At 36.6% G+C, this 16277-nt stretch carries 12 protein-coding genes; 8 read left to right on the forward strand and 4 right to left on the reverse strand.

All coding sequences use genetic code 11. From position 1 onward, the window contains the following. Together ispG and HDT10_RS09225 are read right to left on the reverse strand one after the other, a co-directional pair. On the reverse strand, positions 1-1098 hold the full coding sequence (gene ispG, locus HDT10_RS09220) for a flavodoxin-dependent (E)-4-hydroxy-3-methylbut-2-enyl-diphosphate synthase (protein ID WP_290882634.1): 1098 nt from the start codon (positions 1096-1098) through the stop codon (positions 1-3). Positions 1099-1118: 20 nt separating this feature from the next. Then, positions 1119-3302 (reverse strand): WD40 repeat domain-containing protein, encoded by a 2184-nt coding sequence (locus HDT10_RS09225; protein ID WP_290882638.1) that lies wholly within the window; start codon positions 3300-3302, stop codon positions 1119-1121. 237 nt (positions 3303-3539) lie between these two features. On the opposite strand from HDT10_RS09225, the gene HDT10_RS09230 reads away from it, so the two are divergent. Genes HDT10_RS09230 through HDT10_RS09240 form a run of 3 tightly spaced genes read left to right on the forward strand, consistent with a single transcriptional unit; the run spans position 3540 to position 8893 of the window. Beyond that, on the forward strand, positions 3540-5738 hold the full coding sequence (locus HDT10_RS09230; RefSeq protein ID WP_290882642.1) for an NADP-dependent isocitrate dehydrogenase: 2199 nt from the start codon (positions 3540-3542) through the stop codon (positions 5736-5738). A gap of 21 nt (positions 5739-5759) precedes the next feature. Beyond that, positions 5760-6830: a DUF1848 domain-containing protein gene (locus tag HDT10_RS09235; protein ID WP_290882645.1), complete on the forward strand. Its 1071-nt coding sequence runs from the start codon at positions 5760-5762 to the stop codon at positions 6828-6830. Beyond that, a complete protein-coding gene (locus HDT10_RS09240; RefSeq protein ID WP_290882648.1) occupies positions 6830-8893 on the forward strand; it encodes a UvrD-helicase domain-containing protein in 2064 nt (687 codons plus the stop codon). Before HDT10_RS09235 ends, HDT10_RS09240 begins: the two co-directional genes overlap by 1 nt. A gap of 88 nt (positions 8894-8981) precedes the next feature. Here the strand turns inward: HDT10_RS09240 and thyX are convergent, their stop codons facing one another. Both thyX and ruvC read right to left on the reverse strand, forming a co-directional pair. Further along, the gene (thyX, locus tag HDT10_RS09245) at positions 8982-9611 is read right to left on the reverse strand and encodes an FAD-dependent thymidylate synthase (RefSeq protein ID WP_290882651.1); all 630 of its coding nucleotides are present in this window, start codon (positions 9609-9611) and stop codon (positions 8982-8984) included. Continuing rightward, positions 9611-10096: a crossover junction endodeoxyribonuclease RuvC gene (gene ruvC / locus HDT10_RS09250; protein ID WP_290882653.1), complete on the reverse strand. Its 486-nt coding sequence runs from the start codon at positions 10094-10096 to the stop codon at positions 9611-9613. Before ruvC ends, thyX begins: the two co-directional genes overlap by 1 nt. 135 nt (positions 10097-10231) lie before the next feature. On the opposite strand from ruvC, the gene dnaA reads away from it, so the two are divergent. The 5 genes from dnaA (at position 10232) to HDT10_RS09275 (ending at position 16269) form a co-directional block, all read left to right on the forward strand. After that, the gene (gene dnaA, locus HDT10_RS09255) at positions 10232-11524 is read left to right on the forward strand and encodes a chromosomal replication initiator protein DnaA (RefSeq protein WP_290882655.1); all 1293 of its coding nucleotides are present in this window, start codon (positions 10232-10234) and stop codon (positions 11522-11524) included. A 170-nt stretch (positions 11525-11694) separates the two neighbouring features. Next, a complete protein-coding gene (dnaN, locus tag HDT10_RS09260) occupies positions 11695-12762 on the forward strand; it encodes a DNA polymerase III subunit beta (protein ID WP_290882656.1) in 1068 nt (355 codons plus the stop codon). 32 nt (positions 12763-12794) lie between these two features. Further along, positions 12795-15107, forward strand: a complete 2313-nt coding sequence (gyrB, locus tag HDT10_RS09265; RefSeq protein WP_290882658.1) for a DNA topoisomerase (ATP-hydrolyzing) subunit B — start codon at positions 12795-12797, stop codon at positions 15105-15107. A 9-nt stretch (positions 15108-15116) separates the two neighbouring features. Beyond that, positions 15117-15764, forward strand: a complete 648-nt coding sequence (gene plsY, locus HDT10_RS09270; RefSeq protein WP_290882660.1) for a glycerol-3-phosphate 1-O-acyltransferase PlsY — start codon at positions 15117-15119, stop codon at positions 15762-15764. Positions 15765-15942: 178 nt separating this feature from the next. Next, complete coding sequence (locus HDT10_RS09275) at positions 15943-16269, forward strand: hypothetical protein (protein ID WP_290882662.1); 327 nt, start codon at positions 15943-15945, stop codon at positions 16267-16269. The last annotated feature ends 8 nt before the right edge of the window (positions 16270-16277 follow it).

Here is a 16277-nt window from a genome sequence, read left to right on the forward strand (position 1 = left end):
CTATTTGCCAGCCTTTGCTGCTTGGATTAAGTCTTGCTCTGTCTGAACCACTTCCTTAATAAAGACTTCAATCAGCTCATCTTGCTTATATTTGCCTACAATTTCACCGCGCTTAATCACGAGCCCATCACCACTGCCAAAGGCGATTGCCACATCTGCGTGTTTCGCTTCACCTAACGCATTGACTGCGCACCCCATTACAGAAACCTGCATTGGCGTCTTGATTTTGGGCATACGCGCTTTAAGCTCTTTTAGAATCGGTACTAAATCGGCTTGCAAACGCCCACAAGTAGGGCACGAAATATAAGTGATTCCTTCTTTTTGACGTCCGCAATAACGCAAAATCCCGCGCGCTACTTCAATCTCTTTCTCTAGCTCTCCTGTGATGGATACACGCATTGTGTCTCCGATACCCTCCATTAGCAGCCCCCCTAAAGCCATAGAGCTTTTAATCATAGAGGATTCCAAATCCCCCGCCTCTGTAACTCCTAGATGGAAAGGATACTCCACCAAAGGTCTAAGTGTGCGATAAGCACTCATTGTGCGCTCTACATCACTTGCTTTTAAAGAAACTTTGAGATTCGTAAAGCCAAAATCCTCTAGCAACTTGATATTGTATAATGCGGATTCCACCATACCTTTAGGCGTTGCGCCATATTTTGTTTCAAATTGTTTCTCCAAGCTTCCCGCATTGACGCCAATACGAATTGGAATCTGACGCTCTTGACACGCATTGACAACGGCTTTAATTTTGTCTTTTGAGCCAATGTTGCCCGGATTAATCCGAATGCAATCCACCACTTCTGCGGCAATGAGTGCGAATTTATAACGAAAATGAATATCCGCAACCAAAGGCAATGTGATGATACTTTTGAGCTCTTTTAATGCCTGTGCGTCCTCTTCATCACTGACTGCTACGCGCACAATATCGCAACCTGCAAGTTGCAAGCGGTCAATCTGCTGCTTGGTTTCTTGCACATTGGCAGTTTTGCTATAAGTCATACTTTGGACAGAAATCGGCGCATCGCCACCTACCAAAACACCCCCCACAGCAATTTGTTTGGTTTTATAACGCGGCTTTAAGGCTTGGGATTCCATAATGGTTTAAACAATCCTGATTATTCTTTTTTATTCTCTTCGTGTTGGTGCAATGGCTGATTATCAATGCACAATAAGGAATCCGCTACAATAGTCGTTAAATACCCCTTTGCATTGCCATCAAAAGGAATACTATCTAGCACTTCTTGCAATCCAATTTCGTTGGCTAGCTTTTTAATCTCCTCGTCTTTGCCATAACGTTCAATATAATATTGAAAAGTCTCTTTCCAGCAAATATCTGGCTGCGCGCCCTCTTTGCCCGGTGCGTTAAGCATAAATTCTGAAAGATAGGCAATTTTTAGAATCGCCGCAATCTTATCTCTCCAATATTCAATATAAAGATATTCTTTTAGATTATCCAACGCGCTTTTACCATTGCCCGCCGCGGCAAAAGAAAAGGCGATTTTTTCATATCTTTTAAAATCATCATAAAGTTTTTTGTATTCTGGCATAGAGCGCAATTCAAAGTAAGTTTCTGCCATTTTAAACGCATCGGCTAATTTACGCTCTTTGCAGGCTTGGGCAAAGTCTAGTTTGATTTGAATCGTTTTTGCCTTTTCGTCCGCAAGGGTTTTAAAAGGCGACATAGAAGCCAATAGCTTACAAATCTCAAGGGCTTTTGCATAGTCATTTTGATTCTCATAGGCACTCACGCGTTGGGCAATTTGGTCTCCGATAAGCAACGCGCTTTTATAAATCAGGGTTTCTTTCAAAAACGGCAATCTATCGCACATTTTAAAATACTCTACGAAATTCTTTGCCTTGTATTCCTTATCTGCTTGGACAAATTTATCACTATTTCTAAGTAATGTCATTGCAACATCTTTTTTGGATTTAACCGTTACAAACGGACGCAATAAATCTTGTGCTTTGACTAAGTTGCCTTGCGGGTCTTGGAATAGCAATCGCTTAGAAACTTCAAAAGACTTTTCCCAAGTTTCTTCTAGCTTGGCATAAGCAACCGTTTCTTTCAAATAAGGATTTTGATCTACTAATTTGTAAGCCTCCATATAGTTTTTGGCTTCAATTGCGTCCATAAACTTCGCTACGGCTTCCTTTTGTTGCCAATAATAGTCAAACTCTTCTCTTTTGCGTTGGTCTAGCATAAAGGGTTCAACCACTGCAGTTGCCTCTTGTAATTGGTCTTTTGCCAATAAATCAATGGCTTTTGCTAGCATTTCTTTCCATAAGTTTTCTAACTTCGTGCGATATTCTTTTAAAGTTTGCAAAAAGACATTTTTTGCGTGAATCAAACCCAATGCACCTTTAAGGTCATTGTTATTAAGCAGCTCTAGCATTTCTTCTTTTGCTTCGTTAATATCTGCAATCTCTATTGTTCCATCAGAGAATCCGAGATAAAGCAGGTTATCTTGGATTCTCATTGTCGTAATCCCACTATGTTCTAAAGTGATAGAATCACTTAAGGAATTATCACTCAAGTCAATGATACGCAATTGCTTGTCTTTTGCTCCTACAAGCGCGTATTCTCCACCGGGAAGCGGACGACATCGTGTAAGCCATACGCCTTTAAATTTGTTTTCTTTGATAAACTTCTGCTCTTGCACATCATAAATCAAAGTCTGTCCGTCTTTCGTAACACAAAATAAAAGCGTGTTATCCGCATAGAAAAACGCGTCTTCAATGAGCGAATCCGTCTTAATATCCGTAGCGACTAAAGTATTTTTAACAACATCAAAAATCATTGCACTTTTACCAAAGCAACCCGCAAACATCAATCGTTCATCTTCGCTAAAGGCAATAGAAGAAATATAATCTGGCAAAGGTGGCGTGCTTAAAATAAGCTGATAATTATCCGTAGAATACACCAATACACGCCCATCTTCTCCCCCTGTGGCTAAATAATCGTCTTCGTGCGAAAAAGAGACTTTAGAAATCGCGAGCTTTTGCCAAGTTAATTGCGCAATAGGCGCAATCTCTGGAGTAGTCGTTACCACTACGCCTTTTGTTGCTTTGGCAAAACCCATAGCGACTTTGGAAGTAGTATGGGAGGTTGCAACTGCTTTGCTAAAATGGTGCAGAGGCTCTACTTCTTTGGATAGCTGCAATGCTTTATCAATGATTTTATTTTCTTTTGAAAAAGTAGAAATATTATAGAAATTATCCATACAAATAATAGAATCTTTATCCGTTGCGATTCCAAGCACACTGCCGACTAATTTTAAACTGCTTTTCACAGGAAACATTCTTGCTCCTTGATTGACTAATTGTAGTCAAATCTAAATCATAATTTATATTATACTTCAAACTCTCTAATTTGCGTTTTAAATTCTTAATTATTCTCAAAACTTTAGCAAAGTGTGTAAATGCGAAAACATAATTTCCCATTTGTATAAAAAGTAAAAAGAATCTTGACTGAAATTAGCAAATTTTGCACAATTCTTTGTTATACTCAAACGATAATTTTATATTAAAGGAAGCTTATGAAAATCACTTATACCCTCACAGACGAATCCCCCGCTTTAGCAACCTATTCATTTTTGCCTATTGTTCAAGCATTTTTAGGCAAAGTCGGCATTGCAGTAGAAACCTCTGACATTTCTCTTTCTGCTCGTGTTTTAGCACAATTTCCAGAAAGACTAAAGGAATCCCAAAAAGTCAAAGACGCACTCACAATACTTGGCGAACTTGTCAATCAACCAGACGCGAACCTTATCAAAACGCCTAATATTTCTGCGTCCATTCCACAATTAAAGGCAACCATTAAAGAATTACAAGCCAAAGGCTTTGATGTGCCCGAGTTTCCTGATGAACCAAAAGACGAAGCGCAAAAACTTATCAAAGAAAAATACCAAAAAGTCTTGGGTTCTGCTGTCAATCCTGTGCTTAGACAAGGCAATTCTGACCGCCGCTGCACCAAAGCAGTAAAAGAATATGCCAAAAAGAATCCCTATCGTGTCGTAGAGTTTCACAAAGATTCTAAAACCTGCATTTCTTATATGCCAAAAGGAGACTTCTTTGACAATGAAAAAGCCCTCTTGATACAAGAAGCAACCAAAGCGAGAATTGAATTTGTCGGCTCAAAAGGCACAGAAATCCTTAAAGACAATCTCAAGCTAGACAAAAACGAAATCCTAGACGCAACCTTTATGAGCGCAAAAGACTTGGACGCATTTTATGCTAAGCAAATTGAAGTGTGCAAAAACGAAAATATCTTGCTTTCTCTCCACCTCAAAGCAACGATGATGAAAGTCAGCGACCCTGTGATTTTTGGACACGCTGTGCAAGTATATTTTAAAGAACTCTTTAATGAATTTGGCGAAGAACTCACACGACTTGGCGTGAATCCCAATAATGGCGTAAGCGAACTTCTAAGCAAAGCAGAAAATAGCCCGAAAAAACAAGGAATTTTGGCAAAATACAATGAGATTCTAAGCAAAAGCGCGCCTTTGTCTATGGTAAATTCTGATAAGGGAATCACAAACTTACACGTGCCAAGTGATGTGATTGTAGATGCTTCTATGCCTGCAATGCTCAAAAATGGTGCGAGACTTTGGAATAAAGAGGGCAAAGAATGCGATACGAACGCACTGATTCCAGACAAAACCTATGCAACGATTTATGAAGCGGTTGTGGAAGATTTGCGCGCTAATGGCACTTTGAATCCTAGCCAATTAGGAAGCGTCTCCAATGTCGGCTTAATGGCAAAAAAAGCGCAAGAATATGGCTCACACGATAAAACATTCATTGCCAAAGAAAATGGAATCTTTAGAATCGTAGATGAAAAAGGCGCGACTCTGCTAGAACATAAAGTAGAAAAAGGCGATATTTATCGCGCCAACCAAGCCAAATTTGAAGCCGTGCAAAATTGGATTGATTTAGGGATTGAACGTGCGGACTTGACAGGAAATAAAGCAATTTTCTGGCTAGATTCCAAACGCCCAAGCAATCAAATTATGATAGACTTAGTCCAAGCAAGATTGAAAGAAAAAGGCAAGGAGATTGCGATTCTACCGCCAAAAGAAGCGTGTTTAGAATCCCTCAAACTCATTCGTGCGGGCAAAGATGTAATCTCCATTAGTGGAAATGTTTTGCGAGATTATTTAACCGATTTATTCCCAATCCTAGAGCTTGGCACAAGCGCGAAAATGCTCTCTGTCGTGCCTATGCTCAATGGTGGTTCAATGTTTGAAACAGGAGCGGGCGGAAGTGCGCCTAAACAAGTCGAACAACTTGTAGAAGAAAACCACTTGCGCTGGGACAGCTTGGGAGAGTTTTTGGCACTTCAGGCAAGCTTGGAATTTTATGCTCAAAAAACAGGCAACAAACAAGCACAGATTCTAGCAAATAGCCTTGATAATGCGATTGGTGAATGGCTCAACAACAACAAAGCTCCTTCGCGCAAAGTTGGCGAGGACGATAACCGCACAAGTCATTTCTATCTCGCGCTTTATTTTGCTAAAGCGTTGGCAAACGATAGTAGCGATTCTGCCTTACAAAGCTTTTTTAAGGGAATCGCGGAGGAGCTAAGTGCAAATGAAAGCAAAATCCACCAAGAATACCTCAACGCACAAGGCGTTAAAGTGGATTTGGGCGGATATTATAAGCTAGATGATGAAAAATGTAGTGCAATTATGCGCCCAAGCACGACTTTCAATGCGATTTTGGCGAAGATTAAATAGCCCGATATTGTATTGTCAATAATGAGTTGGAATAAGGCAACAATTAAACTAGACAATGGGGAGACGATAATAGCACAAGCTCCCCATATCATCTCGGCAAGTCGCAGCACAGATATCCCCGCATTTTATGCTGATTGGTTTTTTCATAGATTAAACATCGGTTATTCTGCGTGGATTAATCCATTTAATGGTAAAAAAAGCTACATTTCTTATTGCAATACACGTTTTATTGTGTTTTGGTCTAAGAATCCCAAACCTTTATTTCCCTATATTCCTATTTTAAAAGAAAAAAAGATTAATTTTTACATTCAATATACCTTAAATGATTACGAAACAGAGCAATTAGAAATGGGTGTCCCCCCAAAACAAGAACGTATAGAAACTTTTAGGGAATTTTCGCGAATTTTGGGAAAAGAATCAGTTATCTGGAGATTTGACCCTATGATATTGACTGACACTATTACAATCAATACGCTTTTAAAAAAAGTGGAAAAATTAGGAGACACACTGCATAATTATACAGAAAAGCTAGTATTTAGCTATGCGGATATTACTTCTTATAAAAAAGTGAAGTCTAATCTTGAAAAAAGCAAAGTGCAATATGTAGAATGGAATGAGGAGCAAATGGAAGAATTTGCTTCTAGGCTCTCTAGTTTAAACGAGCGAAAAGGTTGGGGTTTGCAGCTTGCTACTTGTGCAGAAAAGCTAGATGCTAGCAAATATGGTATAGAACATAACCGCTGTATTGATGGAGATTTAATCGTGCGTCTTGCTTGGAAAGATCCACGACTTATGGATATTTTAGGAGTCAAAATAGAAAATATGCCACAACCAAATCTTTTTAATGAAAGTAAAATTCCGCAAAATGCAATTTTACTGCTTGACAATCATTATTTTTTGAGCATACACAAAAAAGATAAAGGACAACGTAAATTGTGCGATTGTATGGTAGCAAAAGATATTGGAGAATACAATACTTGCCCGCATTTATGCGAATATTGCTATGCCAATGCAAACAAACAAATAGCCCAAAAAAACTATGAAATGCACAAATGCAATCCACTTTCAGATACTATACAAGGAATATATTAATGTCAGAATATCTCAACAGATTAAAAGAATATCAAGACTTGTCTCCGCAAGATACGGTTGATCTTTGCAAACAGCTCGTGCCACAAGAATGGCAAAATTACCCCAGCAGACATCCAGAGATAAATCACGGCATAAATCGCTTACAAACTCCAGAAGCACTCAACTGCTACACTGCTGCGTATGGGAATATGCATTTATATAAATGTCGTATTGCCTTGCAAAACTTCCCATTTAAACGCATTGAAAAACAAGTTATTGAAATAGTTGATTGGGGATGCGGACAAGGGCTAGGAACATTATGCGTCCTTGATGCTTTAAGGCAACGTGAAATGCTAACAAAGCAAAGACTAAAGAACATTACACTTGTTGAGCCATCAGAAATAGCACTTAAAAGAGCTTGTGATAACATTACTAAAGCCACAAATGGAGAAGTCAAATTAAATCCCATACAATGTTATCTACCGAGCAATAATGAAAAAATAGAAAACGAAATATCAGGCATAGAGTATTATTGTCAAAATATCATTCATATTTTTTCCAATATCTTAGATATTCCTACAATTCATTTAGAAAAATTGGCTAATTTAATGACAGATAATGATTCTACCGCCCTTGCTAACAATAGAACACATTATATCCTTTGTATAGGACCAATGAATAAGACTCATTACAGGATTGACCGATTTTGCGAACTTTTTAGGGTGCAAGATTTCTTTTCTAATGTAGAAGAATGCAAAGGCGAAAGGCAATTTACCTGTAAAACAAAATGTTTTCTTTATGATAAAGGTACTCTGAATCTAAATTATTCTTCAGAAGTTCAAGAATTTGATAAATATGAACAAGAAGAAAATTTTGATGAAAGTGATGATAAATTTACACCAAATTGGCATTCTTATAAAGACGGCAAACACACAAATTTAACTACAATCCAAAAGAGTCTAGCAGAAAGCATAGTAAATAAAGAACAAAAAATTAGTGGCGTTGCTGGATCTGGTAAAACTCAAGTCCTAGCGACAAGAGCTGTGAATGCTCAAAAACGCACAGGAGGAGATATTTTAATCTTAACCTATAACATAACCCTCTCTAATTATTTACGATTCCGTATTAATGAAGTACGTGCCGATTTTGATTGGGATAAAATACATATCCGCAACTACCATAAATTTTATAAAGATCAGGCTGAACACTGCTTGTCAAAGCAAGAATTGGAATCAAAAAATTGGAATGATTGGGAAACTTACGATATAGATATTTTCACAGAAAAAGAAATATCAAAATATCAAGCAATATTTATTGATGAGGTTCAAGATTTCAAAAACGAATGGCTACAAATTATTCATCAACATTTTCTTGCTTCAAAAGGTGAATTTGTGGTTTTTGGCGACCCAAAACAAAAAATTTATGATAATCAAACATTGGACAAAGAGGGTAATATTAATCTAGGCATCATCAAAGGAGTGTGGAATAAACAGCTTACAAAAGGGCATCGATTCCAATCCAATGGACAACTAGCTAAGTTAGCATCCGATTTTCAACGAAAATACTTTCAAAATATGCCCATAGAATCACTCGAGAATGAAAGCTTAATTCAAGATTCTTTATTTACATACACAACACCAACAATGCAATATGCAAACATTGACCCAAATATTAACGCCATTACAGATATGATTATACAAATTATCCAAGATAACGAATTTAATACAAAAGAAACAGCAATTATCTCTTGTCAAAAGGATATTTTAAAAGATATAGATTATCAATACAGACAAATAACCAATCAAGAAACAATGACGACATTCTTTCCAAAAGAACCCAATAAGAATAATACATCATACAAATCAAACTTTACTATGTTTGGAGATAAATTAAAATTTTCTACTATTCATAGTTTTAAAGGGTGGGAAGCAGAAAATATTATTTTTATATTAACTCCAAATTGTAAAGCAGAACTTGTTTATACCGCCATTACAAGAGCAAAAGAAAGTCTAATTATTCTTAATTGTGGCAATTTAGAATATAGCTCATTTTTTAATGAAACAATCAAATATTCCTTGAGTTAAAAGATTTACAATATATTGCACTAATAAGAAAGTTAAACTGAAATATATCAACGATTCTCAATACGCCCCAAGTAGAATAGGATTTATTTTATTCTTTATTCTGTAAAAAACTTTCAAACAAAAACTTATGCTCATTTGGCAAAGCCTCAAAAAGCGCAAAGGCAAGATTGCGAATCTCCCATAACGCACTTTTAGAACTCCGCAAGCTTAAAAAGTTTTGCAAACTCCGCGCATTGATACTCCAAGTTAGCTCCGTTTTGTAGGATTCAGGCATTGCAAACTTCACGAAATCATTGCTGATATTCTCTTGCAATAAGAATCGCAAATTTTCCAAAGCCTGCACACTCGCCTTATCCACCGCTTCATTTTGCGTAAAAACCAAAAATTTTTCAGCGCGGGCAAGATTTGCTGCATTTAAAGGCAAAAAAGATTCCGCGTCTTTTAGTTCTTTAAGCGTGTAACGCGTAGATTTGACGCTCAAAGATGCGATTCTGTGGCGTGCTAATTCCTGCAAAGTCGCACGCGAAATTCCTTGAATATAAAAAGTATAATGTAAATGTTCTAAAGTCGAAGCGTGTTTGAATTTATTGCCCACGCGATAAATCAGCTCTTTATCCTTTGCGCCACCATTGTCGCTTTTCTCAAAGCTCTGCCAACAAGTGCGAATCGCGTGAGAACAAACATTTAATTCTGTGTAATTTAAAAGTGTAATTTGCATTAAAATTCCTTAATTTGAAGTTTCAATCGTTGTGCGTGTGTAATCGCAATGGCGATTGCATCGGTAATATCTAGCGGCTTAATTTCGCCCTTAATCCCTAAAAGTCGCTTCACCATAAAGGCAACTTGCTCCTTTTGCGCCTTGCCATTGCCTGTTAAAGCCTTTTTAACTTGCAAAGGAGTATATTCTGTGAAATTGCCCAACTCTTGCAGAATCTTAAGGCTCAAAGCTCCGCGAAATTGTGCAAGCTTAATCACGCTTTTAGGATTATAAGCATAAAACATATCCTCAATCGCAACGGAATCTATTTTATGATTTCTTAGCACCAAATCAATTCCCTCTACAAATTCTAAGATTTGATGTTGCAAGATTCTTTCTTTGATTTTTATCAATCCTGCTTCTTGCAAAGAAATTGTGTTTTTTTCTAATTTAATAATTGCATAGCCACAATTTCTACTACCCGGATCAATACCTAGAATATTCACTAATTGCCTTAATAAAATGATTTTAAATTTGCAGAATCATATAAAATTTTTAGTAATTTTGAGATAAAATCTCCTTAAATTTCACGAGTTATTCACATCTTATTCACACCTGTGAATAACTTTAAAGGCGCGATTTTGAACCAGATTTTATTGCAATTAAAAGAGGAAATTACACCTTTTGAATTTGACAATTATATCAGTCAAATTACTTATAATGAAAAATATTCACGCGAAGATAGAATCGTATTCAATGCTCCAAATATTTTAATTGCGAGTTGGGTAAAAACCAAATACGCTAGCAAAATTGCTCATCTTTTTGAAATCAACAAAGGCTGGAAACCAGAAATTATTGTAGAAGTCGCGAACTCTAGTAAAAAGAAAGAAAACAAGGCAAATGTGCGCAAACCAAACAGCACCACGAATCTCAATCCCTCTTTCACTTTTGCATCTTTTGTCGTGGGCAATTCCAATACTTTTGCCTTTAATGTCGCTAAATCTGTTGCGCAAAACCAAAGCATTAAATACAATCCCCTTGTCATTTATGGTAATACCGGCTTAGGTAAAACACACCTTTTAAACGCGATTGGCAATGCAAATATTCTTGTAGGCAAAAATGTCATTTATACTACAAGTGAGCAATTTTTAAATGATTTTTTATTACACATTCGCAACAATACAATGGAGCGATTCCGAGAAAAATATCGTGCTTGCGATTATTTACTCATTGATGACATTCAATTCCTAAGTGGTAAAGAACAAATCCAAGAAGAATTTTTCCACACCTTTAATGAGCTCAAAGAAAATAACAAGCAAATTGTGCTCACTTCTGACCGCCCTCCAAAAGATATGAAAGGTTTAGAAGAGCGTCTAAAAACACGTTTTACTTCCGGACTTCTTGCGGATATTCAACCCCCAGAATTAGAAACAAAAATTAACATTATCCGTGCAAAATGCGAACTAGATAGAATCCACTTAAACGACACAATTATCCATTTCATCGCGGCAAATATCAATGATAATATTCGCGAAATTGAAGGCGTTTTAGTCAAACTCAACTTTTCAATGAATGTTACAAATATCCAAGAAATTAGCCTAGATTTCGTCAAAGATGTTTTGAAAGAATATATCAAAGAATCCAAAGAAAATGTCAGTATGGATAAAATCATTGACACTGTGGCAAAATACTATAATCTCAAACCTTCCGATATTAAAAGCAAAAATCGCTCTAAAAATATTGTCATCGCACGAAAAATTGTTATTTACCTAGCAAGAACCCTTACGCCAAATTCTATGCCCTATCTTGCAAACTTCTTTGGTATGAAAGACCATAGCACTGTGAGCAAAGCAATGAAAAGTATTCAAGATGAAATCAACGAAAACACAAACTTCAAAACCATTATTGAAGAGATAAAAAACAAAATAAAATAACACTTTTAAATACAATAAAAACAAAGTTTTGCTAAAATAGTGAATTTATGTGAAATTAAAAAGCCTAATTAATTCTCACAAAAGATAGAAATTTAGAAGATTGTAGCACTTATTCAACATTTCAAGCCCTCTACTAATACTTCTAAATTCAATTAAATTAAGGAGCTCTTATGAACATCACAATTCCAAATAGTGTCTTGGATAATATTTTTACTTCTTTGCAACCTTTCTTAGATAAAAAAGATTCTAGTCAAATCACTTCCCATATCTATCTTGAAACAAAAGATAATCAACTCATTTGCAAAGCCACAGACTTCGAAATGGGACTTTGTGCCTTTAGTGATTCTCTTAAAATTAACGAAAACGGAATCGCAACAGTCAATGGAAAGCAAGCCCTAGACATTATCAAACACTTAAAAGAAGGAGAAGTCAATCTCTACACTCAAAATGAAAATTTACATATCCAACAAAACAAAAGCTCCTTTAAACTTCCTATGTTTAACGCTCAAGAATTTCCAGCTTTTCCAGAACACGAAAATTTACCAAAACTAGAAATTAATTCCCTACAACTCATCGCCTCAATGAAAAAAATCTTTCCTGCTATTGATACAAATAATCAAAAACGCGAATTAAATGGGGCTCTTTTAGATATTAAAGAATATTCTTATAATTTTGTCGCAACAGACACTAAACGTCTTGCAATGGTAAAGTTTGACAACGCATCAGGAAGCAATTTAGCATTGATTTTCCCTAAAAAAGCCATTACAGAGATTCAACGTCTATTCTTTGACAATATTGAACTTTTTTATAATGAAAAGGATATTATTATCAAATCTCAAAATTACATTTTCTTTTCTCATCTAATCAATGGAAAATTCCCAGATTACGAGAAAATCTTGCCAAAAGAAGTTGCTACACAACTTACGATTCCTAAGGCAAAAATCATTGAGGGAATCAAAGTCATCAACTCTGTAACAAATGATGTCAAGATTACTTTCAAATCTAATGAAATTTTATTTGAATCCTTAAGTCAAGACAATTCCGAAGCCAAAACACAAGTTGAAATCAATCTCTCAATTAGCGAAGAAATTGAAATAGGCATTAACTCTCGCCACGTCCTAGACTTCTTAATGCAAATTGACACTGCGGACTTTATTTGGGAACTCAATGGCAAAAACGCACCTTTTGTATTAAAAAGTGAAAACTTCTCCACCGTTGTAATGCCAATTATCATTTAATTATTTTAAAATAGAATCTTATTAGGAATGAAATGGAAGATTTAGAATACACAGGACAAAGTATTAAAGTTTTAAAAGGCTTAGAGGCAGTTAGAAAACGTCCGGGAATGTATATCGGTGATACAAATGTTAGCGGCTTACATCATCTTATTTATGAAGTGGTAGATAATTGTATTGATGAGGCAATGGCAGGATACTGCACCGAAATTGAAATCATTTTAACCAAAGAGGGTGGCGCGAGGATTTCCGATAATGGACGTGGAATCCCGGTAGATATTCACCCAACAGAAAACATTTCCGCAGCTACAGTTGCTTTAACCGTGCTCCACGCGGGTGGGAAGTTTGACCAAAAAACTTATTCTGGAGGATTACACGGGGTGGGTGTTTCCGTTGTCAATGCTCTTTCAAAATCGCTTCAAATGACAATCTTTAAACACAACCAAATCTACCGCCAAGACTTTGCACAAGGGATTCCACAAAATGACTTGGAAATCATTGGAGAAACCAAACGTAATGGAACAACGATTGAATTTGTCCCTGACGATAGTATCTTTGAAGTAGTAACTTTTGACAAGGAAATCTTGAAAAAGAGATTCAAAGAACTTGCTTACTTAAACCATCAAATCACAATTCATTTCAAAGAAGAACAAAGCGATTTTGACGAGACTTATCATTTTGAGGGTGGTTTATCGCAATTTATTAGTGATATTAACAAAAAGCCATTTATTTCCCCTATTATTGGATTTGAGGGTAAAGATGAGAATGTAGAAGTAGAAATTGCTTTAGCCTATAATGAGGGCTTTGATGAGAAAGTCTTGAGCTTTGTGAATAATATCCATACGACTGATGGCGGGACACACGAGGCAGGGTTTCGTATGGGCTTGACACGTGCAATTACAAATTATATTGAAGAAAATGCCAATGCTCGCGAAAAAGATTCCAAGATTACAGGAGATGACATTCGTGAGGGATTAATTGCGATTGTTTCTGTCAAGGTGATTGACCCGCAATTCGTGGGACAAACAAAGGGCAAATTAGGAAGCTCTTTCGTGCGTCCAATCGTGCAAAAACTTAGCTATGAGAAAATTTCAAAGTTCTTTGAAGAAAATCCAAATGAAGCAAAAGCCATTATGCAAAAGGCACTCTTGGCGGCACGTGGGCGAGAGGCAGCGAAAAAGGCAAGAGAACTTACACGCAAGAAAGAATCCTTTAGTGTTGGCACATTGCCCGGTAAATTAGCGGATTGCCAAAGCAAAGACCCAAGTATCAGTGAGCTTTATCTCGTGGAGGGAGATTCTGCTGGAGGCTCGGCGAAACAAGGGCGCGATAGAGTTTATCAAGCGATTTTGCCTTTGCGTGGAAAGATTTTAAATGTAGAAAAAAGTCGCCTAGATAAGATTTTAAAGAGTGAGGAAATCAAAAACCTTATCACCGCACTAGGTTGTGGAATCGGAGAGGAATTTGATATTCAAAAGGCAAGATACAATAAAGTCATTATTATGACAGATGCAGATGTAGATGGAAGCCATATTCAAACGCTCTTAATGACTTTCTTTTTCCGCTATTTAAAGGGAATTATTGAAGCGGGGTATTTATACATTGCGCAACCACCGCTTTATCGTTTCAAAAAAGGCAAAAAAGAAATTTATCTCAAAGATGAAAAGGCTTTGAGTGAATATCTGATTGAAAATGGAATTGAAAACTTTGAATTTCAGGGAATCGGCACGAAAGAACTCATTGAGTTTTTTAAAATTGTCGCGCATTATCGTTCGACTTTACACAATCTCAAAAAACGTTTTGCTTTGATTGAAATTGTGCGGTATTTGATTGAAAATGACGATTTGCTCACACTCAAAAATGATGCACTATGTAAGACAATCAAAAAAAGAATCGTAGAGCTTGGGTTTAATATCCTAAATGAAAATATAGAAGAAGATAAAATTCATCTTTATGTGCAAACAGATTCTGGTTTGGTAGATATTAAGATTGACGAAGAGCTCTTTACCCACCCACTTTTTGAGGAAGCGCGTTTTGTTTTTAATAAAATAAAAGAATTTGATTTGGAATTTTTACAAGGGCAAGATGCGGTAAGTTTGTTAGAATCCATAGAGGAAAGTAGTAAAAAGGGCGCATATATCCAAAGATATAAAGGTTTGGGTGAAATGAATCCAGAACAACTTTGGGAAACCACGATGACACCGGAGAATCGCCGATTGATTCGGGTAGAGATTCAAGATGAAGCAGGGGCAAGTGATGTGTTTTCTCTATTTATGGGCGATGAGGTAGAGCCGCGTAGGGAATATATCCAAAGCCACGCCAAAGATGTGAAACACCTAGATGTGTAGGAATCTGAAATGTATTTATTAGCTGGGATTCTTGATTTTTTTACAAGCTTAAATGGAATCTTTTACACGCTTGCCTATTTGGTAGGTGGGATTCCATTTGGGCTATTATATGGTAAATTTTTTGGTGGAGTAAATATTCGGGAAATTGGGAGCGGAAGCATTGGTGCAACTAATGTCTTGCGTGCATTGAAAGAAAGCAATCCAAAGATTGCTAAAAAAATCGCAATTTTAACAATGCTAAGTGATGCGCTAAAGGGTGCTGTGATTATTATGATTGCAAAAGGCTTTGGTGTGAGCTTTGAAGCGCAATGGATGATGGCGGTTCTTGCTATCGTGGGGCATTGTTTTTCGCCTTTTTTGCGATTAGAGGGTGGCAAAGGCGTGGCAACTTGTGTCGGTGTGGTCGCAGTATTTTTGCCTTTAGAAGCGGTTTTGGGCTTGCTTGTGTGGTTTGTTGTGGGGAAATTGTTAAAAATCTCCTCCTTGGCTTCACTTTTTGGCGTAGTTTGTGGTATAGGTTCTAGTTTCTTTTTGCACCCAGAGATTCCACATATTACAACCCATACACCTTTAGTATTAATGATGTGCATTATCTTTTATAAGCATATTCCAAATATCGTGCGTCTCATTCAAAAAAAAGAACAAAAGGTAATATAATTGCGTCATTGTATCGTCCTTGCAAAGCAATGAAATGTCTTTGCGTCATTGCGAGGAGTGAAACGATGAAGCAATCCATAATCCAAAATCTCGCCTTAAAGATTCCATTGCAGCGAAGCAATTCAAATGTAAGAATCTCGCAAGGAAAATAAGTAAATTAAAGATCGAAAGGAAAATTATGATAATTTTTGGAAGAAAATTTAATGAGAAATTAGATTCTAAATTTCAACCACTCTTTACAAAATTTATTGAAAACGAAATGCTTTCTTTAAGGAATCTCGTGATTCCTAGTGGTAACAAATCTATCGCGAAGAATCATTTTTTGCTTTTTAATTATGACAAACATTTTCCTAAATTCAGTCATTTAAACTTGGGCGATTATATCCAGACTCTCGCAGTAAAAAACGCCCTTTCAACTCTTTTCCCTAGTGCGACTTATCAATTTCACGATAGAGATTCTCTCTCTAGCTTCTGTGCGGGGGGGGGGGGGGGAAAAAACTTGTAAATGCCTTA

Origin of the sequence: Helicobacter sp. (genome assembly GCF_014799995.1) — a bacterium.
In the GTDB taxonomy this organism is placed as follows: domain Bacteria; phylum Campylobacterota; class Campylobacteria; order Campylobacterales; family Helicobacteraceae; genus Helicobacter_D.

Excerpts from the sequence above, each read along its gene's own strand:
- ispG (WP_290882634.1), bottom strand. The coding sequence starts at position 1,098 with ATGGAATCCCAAGCCTTAAAGCCGCGTTATAAAACCAAACAAATTGCT.
- HDT10_RS09225 (WP_290882638.1), bottom strand. The coding sequence starts at position 3,302 with ATGTTTCCTGTGAAAAGCAGTTTAAAATTAGTCGGCAGTGTGCTTGGA.
- HDT10_RS09230 (WP_290882642.1), top strand. The coding sequence starts at position 3,540 with ATGAAAATCACTTATACCCTCACAGACGAATCCCCCGCTTTAGCAACC.
- HDT10_RS09235 (WP_290882645.1), top strand. The coding sequence starts at position 5,760 with ATGAGTTGGAATAAGGCAACAATTAAACTAGACAATGGGGAGACGATA.
- HDT10_RS09240 (WP_290882648.1), top strand. The coding sequence starts at position 6,830 with ATGTCAGAATATCTCAACAGATTAAAAGAATATCAAGACTTGTCTCCG.
- thyX (WP_290882651.1), bottom strand. The coding sequence starts at position 9,611 with ATGCAAATTACACTTTTAAATTACACAGAATTAAATGTTTGTTCTCAC.
- dnaN (WP_290882656.1), top strand. The coding sequence starts at position 11,695 with ATGAACATCACAATTCCAAATAGTGTCTTGGATAATATTTTTACTTCT.
- gyrB (WP_290882658.1), top strand. The coding sequence starts at position 12,795 with ATGGAAGATTTAGAATACACAGGACAAAGTATTAAAGTTTTAAAAGGC.
- plsY (WP_290882660.1), top strand. The coding sequence starts at position 15,117 with ATGTATTTATTAGCTGGGATTCTTGATTTTTTTACAAGCTTAAATGGA.
- HDT10_RS09275 (WP_290882662.1), top strand. The coding sequence starts at position 15,943 with ATGATAATTTTTGGAAGAAAATTTAATGAGAAATTAGATTCTAAATTT.